The 20,927-nt window shown below is 40.4% G+C and carries 17 protein-coding genes; 11 read left to right on the forward strand and 6 right to left on the reverse strand.

The features are described from left to right. Positions 1-40: 40 nt before the first annotated feature. Complete coding sequence (locus tag DLD82_RS02435) at positions 41-1,360, reverse strand: hypothetical protein (protein WP_146199668.1); 1,320 nt, start codon at positions 1,358-1,360, stop codon at positions 41-43. 500 nt (positions 1,361-1,860) lie between these two features. Next, the gene (locus DLD82_RS18845) at positions 1,861-2,277 is read right to left on the reverse strand and encodes a type IV pilin (RefSeq protein WP_109939513.1); all 417 of its coding nucleotides are present in this window, start codon (positions 2,275-2,277) and stop codon (positions 1,861-1,863) included. A 446-nt stretch (positions 2,278-2,723) separates the two neighbouring features. On the opposite strand from DLD82_RS18845, the gene DLD82_RS02450 reads away from it, so the two are divergent. Continuing rightward, positions 2,724-3,488 carry an FHA domain-containing protein gene (locus DLD82_RS02450; RefSeq protein WP_109939515.1) on the forward strand — a complete coding sequence of 255 codons (765 nt, stop codon included), beginning with the start codon at positions 2,724-2,726 and terminating at the stop codon, positions 3,486-3,488. Between the two features lie 29 nt (positions 3,489-3,517). Continuing rightward, positions 3,518-5,155, forward strand: a complete 1,638-nt coding sequence (locus tag DLD82_RS02455) for a serine/threonine protein kinase (protein WP_109939516.1) — start codon at positions 3,518-3,520, stop codon at positions 5,153-5,155. Positions 5,156-5,199: 44 nt separating this feature from the next. Here DLD82_RS02455 and DLD82_RS02460 read toward each other — a convergent pair whose 3' ends face one another. After that, the gene (locus tag DLD82_RS02460) at positions 5,200-5,745 is read right to left on the reverse strand and encodes a hypothetical protein (protein ID WP_181391208.1); all 546 of its coding nucleotides are present in this window, start codon (positions 5,743-5,745) and stop codon (positions 5,200-5,202) included. Between the two features lie 435 nt (positions 5,746-6,180). Here DLD82_RS02460 and DLD82_RS02465 point away from each other — a divergent pair, with 435 nt between their 5' ends. From DLD82_RS02465 to DLD82_RS02495, 6 genes are all read left to right on the forward strand, one after another. Further along, complete coding sequence (locus tag DLD82_RS02465; RefSeq protein ID WP_146199669.1) at positions 6,181-7,485, forward strand: COG1361 family protein; 1,305 nt, start codon at positions 6,181-6,183, stop codon at positions 7,483-7,485. A gap of 12 nt (positions 7,486-7,497) precedes the next feature. Further along, positions 7,498-8,190: an ABC transporter ATP-binding protein gene (locus DLD82_RS02470; RefSeq protein ID WP_109939519.1), complete on the forward strand. Its 693-nt coding sequence runs from the start codon at positions 7,498-7,500 to the stop codon at positions 8,188-8,190. Further along, positions 8,187-9,368 (forward strand): ABC transporter permease, encoded by a 1,182-nt coding sequence (locus tag DLD82_RS02475; RefSeq protein WP_109939520.1) that lies wholly within the window; start codon positions 8,187-8,189, stop codon positions 9,366-9,368. The genes DLD82_RS02470 and DLD82_RS02475 overlap by 4 nt, the downstream gene beginning before the upstream one ends. Before the next feature lie 613 nt (positions 9,369-9,981). Further along, the gene (locus DLD82_RS02485; RefSeq protein ID WP_109939522.1) at positions 9,982-10,695 is read left to right on the forward strand and encodes an ATP-binding response regulator; all 714 of its coding nucleotides are present in this window, start codon (positions 9,982-9,984) and stop codon (positions 10,693-10,695) included. 6 nt (positions 10,696-10,701) lie between these two features. Next, positions 10,702-13,236, forward strand: a complete 2,535-nt coding sequence (locus DLD82_RS02490) for an ATP-binding protein (protein ID WP_109939523.1) — start codon at positions 10,702-10,704, stop codon at positions 13,234-13,236. Continuing rightward, positions 13,223-14,335: a hybrid sensor histidine kinase/response regulator gene (locus DLD82_RS02495; RefSeq protein WP_109939524.1), complete on the forward strand. Its 1,113-nt coding sequence runs from the start codon at positions 13,223-13,225 to the stop codon at positions 14,333-14,335. Before DLD82_RS02490 ends, DLD82_RS02495 begins: the two co-directional genes overlap by 14 nt. Before the next feature lie 26 nt (positions 14,336-14,361). On the opposite strand, the gene DLD82_RS02500 is transcribed toward DLD82_RS02495, so the two are convergent. After that, complete coding sequence (locus DLD82_RS02500) at positions 14,362-14,709, reverse strand: cupin domain-containing protein (protein ID WP_109939525.1); 348 nt, start codon at positions 14,707-14,709, stop codon at positions 14,362-14,364. 110 nt (positions 14,710-14,819) lie between these two features. After that, positions 14,820-16,013 (reverse strand): C1 family peptidase, encoded by a 1,194-nt coding sequence (locus DLD82_RS02505; protein WP_109939526.1) that lies wholly within the window; start codon positions 16,011-16,013, stop codon positions 14,820-14,822. A gap of 135 nt (positions 16,014-16,148) precedes the next feature. On the opposite strand from DLD82_RS02505, the gene DLD82_RS02510 reads away from it, so the two are divergent. The 3 genes from DLD82_RS02510 (at position 16,149) to DLD82_RS02520 (ending at position 18,971) form a co-directional block, all read left to right on the forward strand. Beyond that, a complete protein-coding gene (locus tag DLD82_RS02510) occupies positions 16,149-16,772 on the forward strand; it encodes a GNAT family N-acetyltransferase (RefSeq protein ID WP_109939527.1) in 624 nt (207 codons plus the stop codon). A 67-nt stretch (positions 16,773-16,839) separates the two neighbouring features. Further along, positions 16,840-18,639, forward strand: a complete 1,800-nt coding sequence (locus DLD82_RS02515; protein ID WP_109939528.1) for a dipeptidase — start codon at positions 16,840-16,842, stop codon at positions 18,637-18,639. A gap of 50 nt (positions 18,640-18,689) precedes the next feature. Next, on the forward strand, positions 18,690-18,971 hold the full coding sequence (locus DLD82_RS02520) for a hypothetical protein (RefSeq protein ID WP_109939529.1): 282 nt from the start codon (positions 18,690-18,692) through the stop codon (positions 18,969-18,971). Positions 18,972-19,195: 224 nt separating this feature from the next. Here DLD82_RS02520 and thsA read toward each other — a convergent pair whose 3' ends face one another. Next, on the reverse strand, positions 19,196-20,827 hold the full coding sequence (thsA, locus tag DLD82_RS02525) for a thermosome subunit alpha (RefSeq protein WP_109939530.1): 1,632 nt from the start codon (positions 20,825-20,827) through the stop codon (positions 19,196-19,198). Positions 20,828-20,927: the final 100 nt, after the last annotated feature.

Below are 20,927 nucleotides of genomic sequence, written 5' to 3' on the forward strand. Positions count from 1 at the left end.
ATTATTCATTCGATGCATTACCTGAATTCACCATAAATCATTATTGAAAACCAGCAATCCAGGGTAAAAATTCACGGACTATTGGTAGTAAAGGTGGATAATAATAGGGGGTATCCAGATAGCATTGAATTATCAAGATCATGGATATCTGCCAGATGAGTGGAAGTGCAATGAGAAATGAAATCGGATAAACCAGAATACCATTATCGATTTTATGAGCATACCACCCGACTAAAAATATGAAGAATAGTAACATTACCAGATAAATAAGTAGTGTAATTATTCCATTCATCCACAAGAAAACAGACCAGAAATCTATGGTGTTGTTGACTAAGAATAATATAAATAAGATTATTACGGGCCCAATAACTGAGAATAATACACTAAACTGTAATATTTGATGAATAATCTGCTTGTTGAAAACCTTTGATACAAGGAGGATCCCAATAATGTTGAGAGGAATATAAACAGGTGACAGATACCGGACATCCGGAAATATGCCTATACTTGTATGAAGTCCGGCAATTGATGTTAAATATGCACAGAAAATTCCAACTGATACCATGAGAAGTGAAAAAATAATTGTGCTCTCATTTTTTTTATTCTCATGAATTATTGAATAAATTTTCGGCAGAAAACCTATTCCAATAAGGAAGATGGGAACAATTGCCAGGACTGGGACTTTTAAGGTTGAAGGGCTGATGAAAACACCATACACATTTCCCAAAAAAGTATCCATGGGGACATCCGGCATTATTCTCTCAACAACGTTGTATAATATTGAGAGTATCGAATCTGAAAACCCCGATGCAGACATATCTTGGGTTTCCGGAACTTGTGAAACGGTTAACGTACTATTCGTGGAAAAATCCTGATTGTTACTATAATTTTTTAACAATTGGAAAGGCAACACCAGCGGGTGTCCGGTGACAAGAATATTACTGATGAAAAGTGGAATAATACCGATTATTGTTCCTATCGGACATAAAAACAGGAAAATTGTTCGTTTGTTTGGTTGAAATTGAAAATTATTCGTGAAATAAAAAAACAGAAGCAGAAATACCATTATCAGAAAGATAAATGCACCAACTTCCGGCCTGATCCAAGCGAGTAATCCGGTGCAGATGAATGATGAGAAAAGATACCATTGATCTGATTTTTGAATATAAAGAGTGAGGAAAAGAATGGTCATTGCAAACATGGTTGCAGTAACCAGGTGATCCTTACAGGTATTCACCCAGAAAAGGTACGATGAGCATGCAATTGATACGTAAGTTCCAAAAACAGCATATAATGGATCTGATAACAGATTTTTAAAGATTATATATACTATCCCGATAAGACAGAGAAAAAAAAACATATTCATCAGTACAATTGCAAAAACCTCGAAATGAACGGAGTCTGAACTGATATTGATTGGTTTAAAAAAAAATATATTCAACAATAGGACAGTAAAAGAAAAGAATATCAATAGATATGACAATTGTGCCCTTTTTGTCATGTTTAAGGAGAGTGCGAAAATAATGAGTATGCCACTAAAGGCCAAAGAGACATAATAAGGGATTACATCCCCCAAAAATTTCGTAATGAGCAGGAATGGATATGATATGAGCGGGATAAAACTCGTGTAAGGCAGCATATTATTTCTCGAGGAGAAATAAGAATTCGGCGTTTCATTTTGGAAAAATCCATACTTTCCTTCATTATAGAGAATCTGGTGATGTTGAGATAATTGAGAAAGTTGACTTGTTGATATCCATTCATCATTGAGGAAGATTATGGGATTTATCAAAATGAGGATTGTCAATAGAGTGACATGAAGATATTTAAAAAAAAGGTACATGAAAAAATAGAAATTAATTAGAAGGTTCTATCAATAAGAATTGCAGTGCTTCCATCTGTAAATGTACCTGTTAAAACAAGACGCTTTGATGTACTTGCTGCAGGCCATTTAAGAGCAATTGATCTTCCAACATCATTTGCATCTAATTTGTTTGTGAACGGCGTAGTATTCACCCTATACTGCAATTCATTTGTTCCATCCGTTGCAGACAATGAACCCAATGTTCCAAGGTCTGTTCCGCCATGGTTTGTTATAATTACTGCTGTTTGATCCGTTCCTGTTAATTCAGCAACAAAGGCAATATTTTTTGATTTGCTAACACTGCCTGTCATTCCAAAGACGAATGCTGCAATCACTGCAGCGAGAATTACGGTGATCGCCACCATCAGGATAACACCGATAACCGGTGAAACTGCATCATCACGTTTATACATATCACACCTCCTGAGTGCGTACGAATTCTATGCGTCAATACCATAAGAAAGTTTTTGTATAGTAAGAATAGGCAACAAAAACCATTCAATTATAAAAAAATTATCATTGTTTTTGCTTTTTAAAAGATAATCATATTGAAAATACCCGAATCTTATGTATCCAACAATTAATCCACCAAAAAACCAAAGGAAGAACAAATTTTTTGAAAAACTTAGGAGAGGTTGACATCTCAAAAAACGTTTTATTTTTTTAACTTTCATATTGCGCTCCCACCGACCAATATTTATCTCAAACCAATCTTTCACCATCACCAGCGATATCATACTCACTCACCGGAAACCCGGAATCAACTATTTCAACAAAGTAAAATTTAATCCGAAATTTCCCCATAAACTTAGAGAAATATCATAATGTCACAGGTAAAATAAAATTTAGGTGCCTGATAATGACAGACAATACCATTCAGGGGACACGAAACCCTGAGTATCTCGTTGAGATGTCAGAGTATCTGAATGCTCTAGCAAATCCGGTTCGCTTGCAAATACTCTCCTCCCTGGAAACACGTCCCATGGAGCTGAAAGAAATTGCATCCATTACCAAAACCAGTTATGAGAATATCAGAAAGCATATCGATAAACTTCTCCTCGCCGGACTTGTGAGAAAAGATGCCGGCATGAGCTCTGAGACCATGACCGGAATTCACCCGGTCTGGAAATATTCCCTTGCTCCCGGAGGAATGGAGCAGATAATAACAAACCTCTCGATGTTCTCAAAGGTTCCGCTCACGATTACCCATGCGGACCTTGCAGACCAGCTCAGCACCATCCGAAAAGACATCAGCAATCAATTCGGAGTGACATCCCCCTGCCTGTTTCTAACCTCTGGGCCGGATGAAGGAAAGATATACCCGTTAAGCGGAGAGAAGATAGCCCTTGGCAGAATAGACCCAACGGATATGAGTTATTCAAAGGTGCAAAAGAACCTGGTCATGGTCTCACAGGACTACAAATCAGTCTCGAGAATCAGCAGACCACATGCAAGAATCTATCATGGCACATCATGGGAAATTGAAGACTGTGGAAGCACTTCAGGAAGTTTCATCAATACCGAACCAATACCAGCACACACCAAACGGACAATAACTGACGGAGACATCATCATCCTGGGAACAGGAAATATGTCTGCACGGTTCCTCTTTATGGCTGAATAATAGGAAAATTTCAATCTCACCAGACCAATATGAAAAAAAGACAGATCTGTTATCTGATAGTTTGCATCATTACCGGGTTATTTTTCCTTGGAGGTTCGGTCACCGCAGATTCAGCTCCCTACACCGGAGATAATGTAACACCAGGGCCGGATTACTGGGCACCAAACCCCGAGTCTGATGGCCGCATGTTCCATGAAGGAGGAAACTCCACAAATTCCAATGGCTCTGGTCAGGTTAACGAACCAAGAGGTCCGGAAGAGATGGGGTGGCGAAATAACAACCCTCCGATCTTCGACCTGCCCATGCAGAGGTGGCAGTTTCCGGTAATTTCACTCGGAGTAAGTCTTATCATCCTGATGATAATGACAATTGCCGGAATTGCAACCGGAAGATTGTATAGATATACTTTCACCAAAAGAGCACAGATATCCCTCTTTTTTTGTCATATCATCAGTGCGCTCCTCATCGGAGGCTTTACTGTTGTTCTGTATATGTTAAGATCAACTGAAGATTTCATGGACCCCTTTTTAAGCACCATGTATGCAACTTTTGGTCTCCTTGCATATCTTGCCTTATCATCACTGATACAGGCGGTATCAGTCTATAAAACCCGTCCATTAATTCCTCTGCACCAGGGTCACATTCTCTTTGCCGTAATTGCGATAATCCTTCTCCTCTCGGTTCGCATCCCGGTTGTATTCTCATTACCCCTGACAATACTGGTTGCGCTCATCGTTATCATTCCGGGAGCGATGTTTTCTTTAATTACCAGCCATTTCACTCACAAATCAGACTACCAACACCCGGATTATAACACAGATAATACCATCACCAGATCTCTCCCTTTGATTAACGAAGAACTGCCCCCGTCTTTTCCGGAAAAATTAACCTCAAAGTACCATGACATATCGGTCATCGGAAGCGGAGGAATGGCAATAGTCTACCGGGCTGTCAGAAATGACAACAACAGAATCGTAGCCCTGAAGATTCCCTTCTCATCCGATGAGACCAGTGGAAAAACATTTTTAAATGAGATGTCAGTCTGGCGCGATCTATCGCATCCCCATATCGCACAAATAACTGACCAGAATATTTTTCCGGTCCCTTATGTGGAACTTGAATATATCCCACGATCGCTCAAAGATCTCACCCTTCCGGTCCCCCCCATAAAGACCATCACATCCATTCAGCAGGTCGGAGAAGCACTCATGTATGCCCATAGCAAAAGAGTCATACATCGGGACATTAAACCCGGAAACGTGTTATTTACCGATGAAGGAGATGTAAAACTAACCGACTGGGGACTCTCACGATTTATCGAACGGGGAGAAGATACCCGGAACACCAGTTTTTCACTCTTTTATGCAAGTCCGGAACAACTTGCACCGGAAAAATATGGAAACGGAGATCAGAGAACAGACATCTATCAGTTAGGGGTATTGCTCTATGAATTACTCTGTGGGACTCCCCCATATGGAACCCAGAACATCGGAGAACTCTTTACCCGAATTCAGAAGGACCAGTACATCCTTCCTTCAGAAATAAATGGGAATCTTATCGCATTCGATGAAATCATCACCAGATCCCTTAAGGCAGACCCGGCTGACCGGTATCAGAGCATGCAGGAATTTTTAATTGCACTGGAAACAATAAAAAAGAATTATTGAGAAAAATCGAGATAATATCTAAAACCAGATAATAATCCTTTTTACTATAATTCCACAATGGAATATGCCTCACCGATTCCGGGTATAAGGCTGTCCAAGGAGACAGAATATGTTCTTCCGGTTTTGAAATATCCCTCAAGCATACCGCTCTTTACTGTTGTTGCCCCTTTAAGTCTCTCACAGGTCGTATCACTGTGGCAGGACTCAATATCAACAGAAGGGTTGGCAAAAGTTACCTCAAGGATAAGCTGATCCCTTCCGGAATTACCCCCGGCAGTGGAGGTTGACGGCACAGTGCAGGAATTATCATTGCAGGGAGTCCACACAAGAGTATCAGTCTCCCGGTCAAATTTGATATTCTGGTTTTGACGGACCATGCCGTTTTTAGAACTCTCTCCTTCTTTCATCAGGTTTACCCTGAGTATATCTTTATCTCCATAATCAGTAAGCACAAACCTGATAACCGCAGGTTCGTCAGCTGCCAAAGCAGTTTCGGCAGTAGCGAACGAAAATAGAAGAAAAGAACTAGATAAACACAAAACAATAATGAATTGATATTTTCCGATTAGTAATAAAGGTTGATTCGTCATAGATATCCTGGTTTTATTCTTATAACAGGTACTCCCTTCTTTATGGATAATAAAATATGAACCACATGGTTGGATATATCACCTGACAGTATCATCTTATTTATCCCTCCTGGTGAGCACAATTATTGTATAACTGTATGCAGGACACCTGAGATTTCCGATTATAAAGTAACTATGACTGTAATTCTGATTATCGGTTTATCTATTTATTCCGGTAAATTGGGATAATTATTAGTACAGTATTGCATCATTTTATGAACGTGAACATTTCCCGGACCATACTATCTAAAAAACATACCTGATGATCAGATTAATAAGGGGATAATAATGGAAAGAAGTAATAAAAAAAGAACATTCCTTTTAAAAAAGCAAATTTTTTTAAAAAATAATTCGCGAAGAACTACAACATGCCTCATTAGCCTTCTGATTCTCACAATGCTTCTGTTTCAGGTTGTCTGTGCAGTGGAGACAAATGAAACAATTGATGCTGCAGGACGGGTTACCGTCACCAATGTAAACATTGAACCATCGGTCCTGATGACAGGAGATGTCGGCCTGGTCACATTTACTGTTGAAAATACCGGTTCTTCAAATGTAATTATTTCAGATGCACATCTCATCTCAAAAGATATTGTTGTTCTCAATAGTGATGTCTATTCAAGCAGCAGAACCATCGGTGCCGGAACAGATATGAAATTCACCTTTACGATTCTCGCTGACCAGCCGGAAAATATCTATTATCCTGCATTTTACCTGAATTTCCGTGATGCAGGAAGTTTGAGATACAATATTCCTGTCCGGGTTGAAGAACCACAGATGGCAGTTTCAATTTCCAATATTCCGGAGGTATTCTCAAAAGGGGTTACCAGTAAAATCAGCCTGATGATTGGGAATGCAAAAAGTGTGAACATGACCGGTATCACCATCCTTCCATCAGGGGATGGCGTTAAATTCAACCGGACATCAGCATTTATCGGAGACCTTCCGGCACATTCTGAAAAAGCAATTCACTTTGAAATTACTCCTGAATCAGAATCTGAACTCAAATTTGATATTGGTTACACTTGTGGGATGAATGCTCATGAAACATCCTATTCAATCCCGATTACCCTTGGAACCGATAAACAGGCTGCAGATCCGGTGATAAATAATGTTGAAATCACTTCAGGTAGTAGTGGAAATGTCATTGCCGGTGATGTTTCAAATGCAGGAATTTCAGATGCATACGGGGTGATGGTTGCCCTTGAAAGTGCTGCAGGTGAGGATGGAAATCCAAACCAGAAGTATGTCATCGGCACCATTACAACCGGGGATTATTCAAGTTTTGAACTGACTGTTCCCCAGACCCTGAAATCCATTCCTCTTGTAATATTGTATAAAGATGCATCCGGAAACCAGTTCTCTAAAAAGGTAACCGTAAATTCTGACCAGACAGGCAATGGCAACAATAATGGTAATTCACTATCCGGAATGAATGGAGCTCCAGGGGGCTTTCCTGAAGGCGGAACTCCACCATCAGGAGCCACACCAACCGGAGGGGGAACAACCTCATCAGGGAGTTCAGCCCGTAACGGGGGAGTAAACCCCATGAATCCTCTCTCAGGAATGGGCTCCGGAATGAACAGTCTTCCAATTATGGAGATAATCTACGGCCTTATCATTGTAATCGTAATAGTCGTTGCCTGGTACATATGGAAAAAGAAAGGCAGAGGAAGGAATAATCAAACTTCCTCCAAATAACCGTGATTTATTATGACGGATGAAGTTGTACGTCTTGAGAATATTAGTAAAATATATCCCCTCCTTTCAGGTGATGTCCTTGCACTCAATAATATATCCCTCTCCATAAAAACAGGCGAGTTCGTGGCAATTATCGGCCCTTCAGGATCCGGGAAATCAACCCTGCTCAATCAACTCGGGTGCCTGGATGTCCCGACATCAGGAGACCTGAAAATTGGTGGGAAAAGTATCACCCAGATGAGCGATTCAGAGCTCACTCATCTCCGCCTGATAATGATTGGATTTATTTTTCAAAAGTTCAACCTTCTTCCCCTCCTTTCAGCATACGAAAACGTTGAATATCCATATACCCTGAAATACCGCAAAAGGGATACATCCGGACGAGTTACAAAACTTCTCGATATGGTCGGTATCAATGAGGATCTTGCGAAACATAAACCAAGTGAATTGTCCGGCGGCCAACAACAACGGGTGGCCATTGCAAGATCTCTCGTGAATAATCCGAAAATTCTCCTGTGCGATGAGCCAACCGGAAACCTGGATTCGAAAACCGGTGTTCTGGTAATGAATATGTTAAAGAAATTAAATTCAAAAGGAAAAACCCTAATCATCGTTACCCATGACCCGGGAATTGCAGCCCAGGCAGATCGAACAATTACAATCAGAGATGGAGAACTTGTTGCAGATGTGGTGAATAATCAATGAAAGATATCATTTTTGCAATGGCTGTCAGGAATGTAAAAATCAACATTCTCCGGTCCATCCTTGCTGCAATCGGCATTACTATCGGGATTATATCCATCGCTTCCATGGGGATGCTTGGTACAAATATGACTGCATCAGTTACCGACTCACTCTCTTCAATGGCCGATAAATTATCGGTCAGTCCCTATTCCGGAAAAGGAGGAGGAGGTGGCCCTCCCGGCATGTCAGGTGATAGTGATAACCTTACCAAGAAACAATTCAAGGATATTGAAAAGATCGCCGGAAAATACGGGTATGTATACGGCGTCCATAATGTTCGTGCCAAGGTAAAAAAAGGATCGGATGAATGGAGTACTCAGGTATATGGACTCGAAACAGATGCAATGAGAACAATCCTTGATAACCTGACTGCAGGCGGATATCCAAGTACTGATAATTCTGTTCTTATCGGACCTACCTTTGCATCAGATAATGATATGGAGGTCGGAAGCAGGTTTTCAGTCGGGGGAAGCGGAGTAAAAGTATCAGGGATCATCGAATCCAGGGGTATGACCATGGATCTGAATACCGATAGCGCAATTGTCATGACTAAAGATATGTATGAATCCCTTTTTGGAGCAAAGGATGAATATAATCAGGCAAACATTGTCCTTGAGGATATAAATGATGCCGATGCCGTCACTACCGCATTAGAATCACAGATGAACCGAAGGGAAGAGACCATAAGAGTTCAGGACAGCAGCCGGATGGTTTCCATGATCTCGTCATCAGTGACAACGATCACGAGTTTTGCCTCTCTTATCGCCAGTATTTCTCTCCTTGTTGCAGCGGTATCAATTTTCAATATCATGATGATGTCAGTGACCGAACGTATCAGGGAGATTGGTGTTCTCCGGAGTATCGGAACACAAAAGAAAGAAATTCTCAGGATGTTTGTCTACGAAGCAACACTCATCGGGATAATCGGGGCAACGCTTGGAATGATTTTGAGTATTATTATGGGATACTTTTTCATCCTGATCATGGTAGGAAGCACGAAGTATTTCTTTACGTATGATAGTCTTATTCATCTGCCCTATGCAATGGTGGTTGGACTTATCATTTGTATTTTCTCCGGCCTTTATCCAGCCTGGCGTGGAGCACAGATGGACCCCATTGAAGCTCTCCGGGCAGAATAAATCATCCTACTTTTATTTATCCAACTTTTTTAATATCCTACCAACCGGTTGCAGATTCCAACCAGATATCCAGACTTTCTTTATATATTACGAAAACAATCTCTATGTGTACCTTTTAGGTACAAATACGTAAACATCCGGGACATTCCGGTTGCAGAGAGAATCTGCACCGGAATATAATAACCAGGAAATAACAGCCTTCTCATCACCATCAAGCTGGTCGCATACCTATTCCAGAGAAACGCATAATCACCCTTTCAATCGAAAGAATGTGATGAGAAACAGATATACTGGTTCATTATTCCGAATCCACCAGAGATTTTTCTATGCCAACATGAGAGAGTGCATCATGGTATGCGACCAGATTCTCCAGCTTGTTTTCATCTATTTTTCTGATAACCAGATCAGGATCCGTTATTAAGTAATATCAAACTCTTTTGATGGATATTCATGTTTTCATTTCCGTTTTTCTTATAACAGGTTTACCATAATCTATTAAGAAATCATGATGGTTTGAATACCTAAGATTATCCGGCACCAGCAGGCATTTACTCAATAAGATTTAATAATATTGCTTTTAGAATGGCCTAATTAACCCTAGGAAAAAACGTCCATGACTATTCAAAAAACACAATATTCTATCCTTATTGTTGACGATGATGATGACAACCTGCAAGTGGCGGCAAAGATCATTAGTAACGCCGGATTAAGAGCCCTGATTGCTTCAGATGGAGAGAGTGCACTTGAAATAATTGATACCCTAATTCCGGATGCAATTCTCCTTGATGTTATGATGCCCGGAATGAGCGGAATTGAATTATGCCAGAAAATTAAAACCAGGCCTGATTGTTCGATGGTCCCAGTAATATTCCTCTCTGCAGTTGGTGAAGACTCAGAGATTGAGAAGGGACTTTTGCTCGGTGGTTCGGATTATATCACGAAACCTTTCAGAGAACGTGTCTTACTTGCCCGCCTCAGATTGCATATTGAAAAAGGGTTGTATTTAAAAGAAATTGCAGAAAAGAACCAGGAACTCGTCTCTAAAAATTATCAGCTTGTTGAACTTCAAAACCAACTCCTTACAGCAAATGACGCATTAGAAAAACAAATCAATAAAAATTTAGAAATTTTTGCTGCAATGAACGATAAAATCAGGAACCCGCTTGCAGTTGCTCTGGCCATGATCGACATAACCGAAGATACAAATTCACAAAAAATTATCGAACAACTTAATAGAATAGACAAAGCAGTTGATGACCTGGACAAAGGTTTTATGGATTCTGACAAGATCAGGTCATTCCTAAAAAAACATTATAATATTGACTAAAAAATCATGAATGTCCGGACAAAAATTCTTTTTAAATTATTATTAACCTGTCTCATAGCCCTTGGTTTATTCTGGATTGTATCATCGTATGTAATCGATGTTGAGCACAAGGAGGTAGAACAAACCAATATTCTTGAAACCATGCAATTGGGTTATAATCTTCTTGCTCATGATCTCGAAGAGATCAATGCTACGATAAAAGAACAGGCGATAAGAAATGAAATTATTTCTTATGTGAATTTTAATAATATAGATGAATTAAATCAATTTCCCCCTCCTCCACCTGTAATTAATAAAACAGGTTTTATTCCCACTTTGACTGAAAACACCCTTTCTTTAAGTAACCTGGATTTTATGTACCTCTATAATGCCAGTGGAAGCCTGATATTTGATAGAGAAACAAAACAGATAAAAAACCTATCAGAATCGGGAAAAGATAATTTCAGACATCTCCTTCAAAAAAATGTTGAATTGCATAGCCATTCTGATATGAGAGGATTTCAGGATGTTGGACTTTTAGAGATATCAGAAAAACCTATGATGTTTGCATCATCTCCGATACATAACCATTCAGGATTCATGATTGGCACAATTGTCGGCGGGCGATTTATTACCCAGAAAGATGTCTATTATTACTCATCAATTCTTTCTAATTCCATTACAATAAAGCCGGTTTTTAATCTCTCCACACTTATTGGAAAGTCAGAACTGATTGGAAAGATAAAACCCGGATTCCAGGTTTTTAATACAAATGAAGGATTGGAAAATTATTCTTTCACCCTGTATCCCATGCTGGGAGGAGGAGCATGTATCCTCACCGGTTCATGGCCTGTCCCCCAATTCAGGGATGAAATAAAATATTTCATGTTATTTGGGTTTTCTATCATTTTCCTGATTTTTATTATTCTCAATATCCTTACCGTTGATCATGACATCCTTGGAAGAATGAGACAGTTGATACGAAAAATGAAAGTAATTGAGTCTCAGCAGGACTGGTCAAAGGTAAACCCTGATGTTCTCATAATACCAGGTGAGGATGATTTTTCAGACCTCTCTAAGGTAATGGCTGATCTTGTCAGACACATACTCAAAATGACACGGGATCTGGATACTGCAAGAAATGAAGCTGAATCTGCTAACCGGGCGAAGAGTATTTTTTTAGCGAATATGAGTCATGAGATTCGAACACCTCTGAATGCCATTATCGGGTTTAGTTCATTAATTGAACATGAAGTGGAGGAACCCCGGATGGTCAGATACGTGAATTCAATTCATTCAGCCGGGAACAGTCTTCTCTCTCTCATAAATGAGATCCTGGATCTCTCAAAAATTGATGCGCATAAACTGGAACTTGTGCAAAGTCCGGTAAACCTGAAAAAAGTGATGGAGGAGATTGACCTTATACTTGGAGAAAGGGCAAGGGTCAGGGGATTAAACTTTACACTGACTATACCTTCAGACATCCCGGCCATTATGCTGGATGAGAACAGAATCAGGCAGGTCCTGCTAAATATCGTGGGTAATGCAGTAAAATTTACCAAATCCGGATCTATTTCTCTATCATTACACTACGAGCCATGTGATGAAAACAGATGCATACTAACTTTTTTGGTTGAAGATACTGGTATCGGGATTCCATATGCCGACCAGGAAAAAATATTCCATGCTTTTGAACAGCAGGATTCTTCACTTGTCAAACAATATGGAGGGACAGGTCTTGGGCTTTCAATAAGTAAAAAACTGATAAAAATGATGGGAGGGACTATAAGCTTAGAAAGTGAGCCTGATGTCGGGAGTGTTTTCAGGATTCAGATTCCTGCCATTATTAGCATTGAAAACACAGATACTTTGGAGAAAGAACCATTTACTCTACCATCCTTCAAATCAGCACACCTGCTCATTGTGGATGACGTTGAAAATAACCTGATTGTACTTGCAGATATGATAAAAAAGTTAGGCCTTATTCCACATCCTTTACATTCGGCAGATGAAGCTCTTTCATCCTTCAATTTGATAAACCCGGATTTGGTCATCACCGATATCAGAATGCCGGGTATGAAGGGTGATGCAATGGCAGCAGAAATTAGAGAAAATTACAAAAAACACGTGCCAATCATTGCTCTTACTGCTCTTATAAACCCTGAAGATGAAGCAAAACTGGATCTGTTCGATGCAGTACTACGAAAACCAATCACCCTTATGGATCTGGTGCCAAAGCTCAGGGAATTCTTACCAGTCATCAACGAAAATAAGAGTTCATTAATCGAAAAACCGAAAAAGATGCAGCATGGAATTTCTCCGGAAATATGCAAAGAGGCAGACAATCTTTTCCATGCAAGGTTATCCACTTTTAAAAGAAAATTCATTCCCGGAGATGTTATTGTCCTTGCTAATGAAATGAAAGAGTTTGGAGAACAGAATGGAATTGAACTGTTCGATATTATGGCAAAAAGATTAAAACAGGCTGCAGAAGATTTCGACCTCAAAATGGTAAAAGATATCCTAAAAGAATTCGAGGAACTCGTTCATGGCAATATGTAATCCGGAAAAGGAAAAGACCATCCTTATAGTAGATGATGATGAAAATAACCTCCAGTTAGCTGCAAAGATAATACATTCCGCCGGATTTCAGGTTTTACTCGCACGAGATGGACTTTCAGCCCTGGAGATATGCGAGTCAGAACTACCTGATGCTATTATCCTTGACATTATGATGCCGGGTATGAATGGTCTTGATGTTTGTCAGCAAATGAGAGAGAAAGAAAAACTTGAGAATACTCCCATTATCTTCCTTTCCGCTGCCGGAGAAGATGAAATGCTGGAAAAGGGACTTGATTGTGGTGGTGTAGACTATGTCTCAAAACCGGTTAAAACCCGGATTCTTCTGGCAAGACTGAAATTTCATATCGAACGGGGAATCCTCCGGAAAACCATCTGTGAGAAAAATTCAGAACTCGACATAAATAATAAAAAACTCATAGAAAATGAAGCACAACTCAAAATGGCAATTCAAAAATTACAGCTTCTTTCCGGGATTACCAGACATGACATACTCAATAAAGTAACTTCCCTCAATGGATATATGGCCCTGATTGAAGATGAAGTATCAGGAGATGAAGTAACGGAATATGTAACAAGGGCAAAGGAAAATGTTGAGACCATCAGAAAGCAGATTACTTTTACCCGGGACTACCAGCAGATGGGAATGCATGCACCGCAGTGGCAAAAAGTACAGGGCATATTCCAACATGTCTTCAGGTCAATGAACAATCAATCTCTCATATTTGAAACAAACCTTGACGGTATCGAATGTTATGCAGATCCGCTTTTTGAGAGAGTCTGTTACAACCTGATTGAAAATTCCTTCAGACATGGAAAAAATCTTACAGAGATCCGGATTTTTTTTGAGATACGGGGCGATAATCTTATTCTCATTTATGAAGATAACGGAGGAGGCGTTCCAGAATCACAAAAAGAAAATATTTTTTTAAGAAAATATTATAAAAATTCTGGATTCGGGCTATTTCTTTCTAAAGATATCCTCAACATTACTGGATTGACCATACAGGAGAAAGGAAAAGAAGGAACAGGAGTCAGGTTTGAAATTACCGTTCCAAAAAAATATTACCGGCTGGGATGAATTTTATTATTTTCCAGATACTTTACTTAGTTACCTGAATTCTCCCGGATCATAGTCAGCATCATTTTAAATCGTTTTATGGCTTGTACCGCATGAGGTCTATTTGCCGGAAAGATTATGGTTTCTCCTTCCTTCATTCCGGAGGAGACACCATCTACACGAACTTCACATTCTCCCTCAAGAATGGTCACTATCGCATCAAAAGGAGCAGTATGCTCTGAAAGACCTTCCCCCTCATCGAATGAAAACAGTGTAATTGATCCGCTTTTCTTGAGAATAATCATCCGACTTGCAATGGTCCCTTCCTGGTACTGGATGAGATCTTTCATCCTGAAAACTTTTCCAAGTAATTCCTCCCGATTTTTATCACTCATTGAATTCCTCTAATTTATTTAATTGATAACATAGGTAGAGATATTCTGGAATTAAAAAAAAAATTTTTCTCATAAAAAACTTAATTCAAACCTAATACCAAAAAAAGGAATTACTTCCATACAACATCCAGAATGTAAAATTCATAAGCATTCACTCCATCTGGATTTTGGAGCGTATAATCAAGGCCCATATTCAGTCTGAACAGACCATCAGGACGGTTTTGTGGGGCTCCCCAACTGTTGAGAACTGTCCAGTATGAGTGCTCCGGGTCGGTATCGTCATACCCAATGATAAGCATTACATGGCCACCATCATTTTCTGTAGCATTTGGATCCTGAACCGGAGTGAAGATGGCATTTTCACTCTGGTTTGTCCAGAAGTCCATGAATGGGTCCCAGTTATCAGGAGTATAGATAATAATTACACCTTTTCCAGAGTATAATGCTGCCTTGATTGACTGAATAGCGGTCTCATTACCGATATACTGCTCTTCATATACACTATTCGTCGCAATCATTTGTGCACTGATATTTTCTATCGTGTAAAAAGGATCTTTCGCAATTGAAGATGCCGGAGTTGTTGTTGATTCTCCCTGCTCACACATCTGTGAACTATCTGCAAAGGATGCATTCGTGTTATTCCATGGAATTGCCATTTTTGTAGTATTGTAAAAATCTGCAAACCAGGTAGGATTTCCACCGCAACATGCCCATATCCCGGTCCCATTATGATAATTAGAATTAAAATACTGAACAGATAAGCGGTCAGTGATATTTTTCTGATAGGATAGGTCAAGTTGTAATGCTGCTGTATCAGCAAAAACCCAGCAATTTCCACAATGTTCCGGACTTCCTCCTGTCTGATCCTGTTCATCAGGTACATATACCAGGTTATTTAAAAGGCTGAAATTTCCAGGAGGTAGGTCTTTCAAATCATCCGGAATAACAAACCGGGGTGTATTTTTATTTGCCTCCTGCATTGCCAGGACAATTTCTGATTGCAGACCCATGATAGCAGCATCCGGACTACCAGAGGAACCGGTATCAGTTTCAGCATCGATGATATCTTCAGTGAGACTTTGAATATCAAGGTTTTCATATTGACTCAGGTCCATGGCCCTTCCGATGTCCACCGCATTGATATTTCTAAATACGCTAATATTTTCCGGATTAATATCCTGAAGCTTTATTCCATCAATTGTCAGGGCAGGTTGACATGAAGAACAGGTATCACTGAGCGTTACCGGGAAAAGCAGGGATATTACAACAAGAAGAATCACTGTCGTTTTCAGGTATGGAGTCATGATTGGATACAGTATATATGCATATATCTATAAAACCAAATCCCTTATTGAACCGATTTTGTTTATAGAACCGGATCACTCCACCGATATCCACAGATATAATATAGATAACAGTTTTCATAGGTACAGATAACCGTGGCTATCATAGTTCCCCTCTCATCTTATCATATTTCAAAAGCAGCACGACTCTATACTGACGTTTTCCTGAATGATGAACCTACATCAGTCCTCCATGCTCCGGACCCGGCCATGTTTCTTCCCTTTGCAGAAATTTATGTCAGGGCTGTTTTTACAAAAAACCTCAGTTTTGTTTCACTGGATCAGTCATCAGAAATGACAGGATTTATCTTCTGTCTGGACCTGCTTTCAGATATCCGGGATGAAGGAGAAGAAATGGTTCAGTTTCTCAGTCATTTTCGAGAGACGGTTGCATTGATTGAGAAACTGGAGGAAACATACTTGGATCTTTCCAGGATTACTCCCGGAACAGTTCTCCATGTGTTCCAGATTGGAGTAGATGCCAGGCATAGGAAATCCGGAATTGCCAAAGAACTCATTACCCGGGTGATTTCATGGGGGAAAACCCAGGGATATTCCAGGATTGTAGCGGACTGTACCAGTATGGCATCCCTTCGCTCCTTTGAATCATGTGGGTTTCAATGCACTGGATCAATACCGTATGATTCATTCACTGTAGATGGAAAGAATTTCTTTTCAAATTTAAATGGCAGTATATCTCTGGTTGTAAAAAACCTCTGACCGAACCTGACAAAGACTCCGGGTTTTTTTCGATACTTATATCTACATGGTTATTGAATGAAACCACATGGCATTAGTGAGAGGATTAGTAATTTCTATCCTGGTTTTTATGATTGCCATTCCGGCATCATTTGGATGTACTACTTTTGTGGTGACTGATGAGGCTTCAGAAGACGGATCTGTCTTTGTTGGCCATACAAATGATGGATTTGGAACAGGCCTTGTTGCTAACCGGATAAGGGAGGACATGGTAGTTTTCCGGCATGTTCCGGCTAAAGATCATATGGAAGGAGCGAAACGACAGGTAATTTATGATCCAAATTCAGGTGGAGAATTTCTGGGAGAAGCATCATCATCTGAAACTGAATCTGTTGTTATCGGAGAGATTCCGGAAATAAACCATACCTATGCATATATCACTGGCAGTTACGGTATAATCAACGAGCACCAGTTAATGTCCGGAGAATGCACGGATTATGCAAAGATTCATCCTTCAGCGGAAAAAGACAAACGAATTTTCTACAGTTCAGAACTCTCAAATATTGCATTGGAACGGTGTAAGACCGCCAGGGAAGCAGTACTTCTTATTGGAGATCTCATTGAAACATATGGATATTACGGAACCGGAGAAACGTTAATTTTTGCCGATCCGGAGGATGCCTGGGTCATTGAGATGTGTGGAGGAACTCCGGACGGGACCGGTGGGTACTGGGCAGCACAACAGATAACACCAGGTCATGTATTTGTTGCGGCTAACGAATTCCGGATTCGTGAACTTGACTACAATGATCATCACCAGTTATTTTCAGAAAACCTGGTTGATGATGCACAAAAAATGGGATGGTATGACCCATCAGACGGACCACTTGACTGGGCAAAAGTTTTTGGAATCGGTGAATATTCTCATCCATATTATTCACAAAGCAGAGTATGGAGGATTATGGATATTCTCGCCCCCTCACTCAAATTATCACCTTACGTGGAGGGCCCATTCTCAAAAGCCTACCCGTTCTCAGTAAAACCTGATAGCCCGGTGAATACATCAGAATCATTCTCGCTATTCCGTGACCACTATGAAGGGACGGTATTTGATCTCACCGCTGCTCCGGCAGGTGGCCCATTCGGAGATCCATACCGGGTATGGGGACCGTTTGATCTTCATGATGCCCCATATGAAGGTGAACTAAAACCAGGTTCCTGGGCAAGACCGATCTCAACAGATCCCTGTGGGTATTCATATGTCTGCCAGGGTCGGAAAGATCTTCCGGCAATCATCGGAGGCATCTGCTGGCTTGGACTTTCCTCACCTGCAGAGACCTGTTATGTTCCCTTCTATGCAGGCATTTACCGGCTTCCAACGCCATACCTTCATGGCTCTCACTGGGAATTTAATCTCAATAGTGCCTTCTGGCCGTTTGAACTCCTGCAAAACTGGGCCAGATTCATGTATAACCAGATTTCTCCGGTAATTAAAGCAGAACAATCAAGATTAGAAAGTGACGCTCTAGCCAGACAACCAGATATAGAAGCAAAAGCATTGGAACTCTACAAGCAGAATATCACTGAGGCACGAATGTTTCTCACTGCATACACCGACCAGACTGCAGTAGATACCATAAATTCCTGGATGAATCTGACCGGTAAAGTCATTGTAACCTATAGGAACGGGAATTATAATGATGTCCGGAATAAGACCATCCAGAATGTCGGGTATCCTGACTGGTGGTATGAATTATCCGGTTATCAATACGGACCCCGTGTATACGATATGGAAGGACTACAGTCAATTCCGGATGTAAAGTATACCGGAAAAGTTGCAAATGTTACTGGTGATCCAATTGCGTATATCAGTGAATACCAGACATAATTTTTTTTTCCGTTACTCTATCTTAAATAGAATAAAAACTGATGAGGTGTATGATTCCACCAGTTGAAGAAAGACAGATACGGCCCTGCTATAGTACAGATGAGTTAAAGAGATGTGTCCATTGTATTATGGATGAAATGGGGGATATCCATTGTAACTTTGATATGACTGGAGAATCCGGATATGCAAAAATTTTAAACAATGTTGTTATGCCGAATTTCCGGGAAATCAGAATTAAAAGAACGTATTTAGCTGAAGACAAACTCCATGAAGTGCCATGTATTTACCATCTCAATAAAAAAGAGTATGCAGAATCCATGATTGGATATTAACAATTTTAATCAGTCTTCTCTGTCTTTGGTAAAACCGGGATGGATTAAGAGTTATTGCTGAAAATTATGCTATTGTTCAGGCACCATATCATTATCATTCACGAAACGTTTCATTCTCATTCAATTTTGATAAAAAATTTTCTGAATGAGATTTTTGCATCACTCAATACTTAAAAGAAGGATTTTATCCATAATAAAAAGCTACTCGGAAAATAAATAAAAATTTACATCCCCATTCCGCCCATTCCGTCCATACCTCCCGGGGGCATTGCTGGTGCTGCTGACTTAGCAGAGGAAATGTTATCATCAATTCTGAGAATCATATCCGCTGTCTCTACAGCACTCGAGATCGCCCGGGTTTTCACACGGAGTGGCTCAATGACACCTTCTTTGAGCATATCCACTGGTTTTCCATTGAAAACATCCAGACCAAAGGTTGTATGCCCATTTTCATGAGCTGCACGAAGAGCAACAACCATGTCAATCGGGTCAAGACCTGCATTTTCTGCCAGGGTCCGGGGGATTATCTCAAGAGCGGTGGAAAATGCATCAATTGCAAGCTGAGCACGACCTCCTACAGTAGTTGCAAACTCCCGGAGCCGTAGTGAAAGTTCGATTTCAGGTGCTCCACCACCGGCAACAAACATCTTATCATCGACAACGGTGGAAACAACGCGGATTGCATCCTCAATGGCTCTTTCATACCCATCAACGAGGTGTTCAGTCCCTCCCCGGATGATGAGAGAAATCGCTTTGGGATTCTTACATTCTTCGACAAAGATCATCTCTTCCCCAGATACCTTACGCTCTTCGACTAAACCGGCATATCCTAGTTCCTTGGCAGAAATCGCATCAATACTGGAGATGACACTGGCACCGGTTGCCCGGACCAGTTTGTCCATATCTGAACTCTTTACCCGGCGAATCGCTAAAATTCCTGCTTTTGAGAGATAATGCTGGGCTATTTCAGTTATTGCTTTCTGACAGATGACGACATTTGCCCCGGTCTTAATGATCTTTTCAACGATCATCTTCGTCATCCGTTCTTCCTCGTTTAAGAAAGCCTCCAGTTGATCCGGGCGGGTAATCGTAATTTGAGCATCAACTTCGGTTTTTGTAAACTCAACCGGAACATTCAGGAGCATAACTTTCGCCTTGGTAATCTTTACCGGCATACCTGAATGAACACGTTCCTTATCGATGACAATACCCATGATAATCTCTGATTCTTCAATAGTCCCCCCGACTTTTTTCTCGATTTTTATATCCCCGGCATCAACTTTGCCATCTTTATCAGCAACGATAGTTACTGCTTTTGATACAAGGTCGCAGAGCAGTGATCTGGCTGATTCAACACCTTTTCCGGACATTGCGGTCTCTGCAATCTTCTTTAAGGCATTTGTATCGGTTGGTTTGATACGTATCGCAAAACTCTTCAATATTTCCTGAGCTTTCTCTCCTGCCATCCGGTACCCATGAACAATAACGGTTGGATGAATACCCTGCTCAATTAACTCTTCAGCACGCCGGAGTAATTCTCCGGCAATAACTACTGCAGTTGTGGTTCCGTCACCAACATCATCGTCCTGGGTTTTTGCAATTTCAACCATCATTTTAGCAGCTGGATGGTCAATGTCCATCTCTTTGAGGATGGTAGCCCCGTCATTGGTTATGACAATATTGCCCATAGAATCAACAAGCATCTTGTCCATACCCTTCGGACCTAAGGTACTCCGGACTACACTGGCAACCGCTTTTGCAGCGGTGAAGTTCATACTTTGTGCATCACGGCCATGATTACGGGAACTGCCTTCTGTAAGAATATAGATAGGCCGTCCACCAAGTTGTGTCGACATTTACAGACTCTCCTGTATATAAGATAGGAATGATTAATGGTTCTATAAATAGATTGGGATGGATGATCTAACCAGGTTTTTTATTCTTCGCATTCAAAAA

The organism is Methanospirillum stamsii, from assembly GCF_003173335.1.
In the GTDB taxonomy this organism is placed as follows: domain Archaea; phylum Halobacteriota; class Methanomicrobia; order Methanomicrobiales; family Methanospirillaceae; genus Methanospirillum; species Methanospirillum stamsii.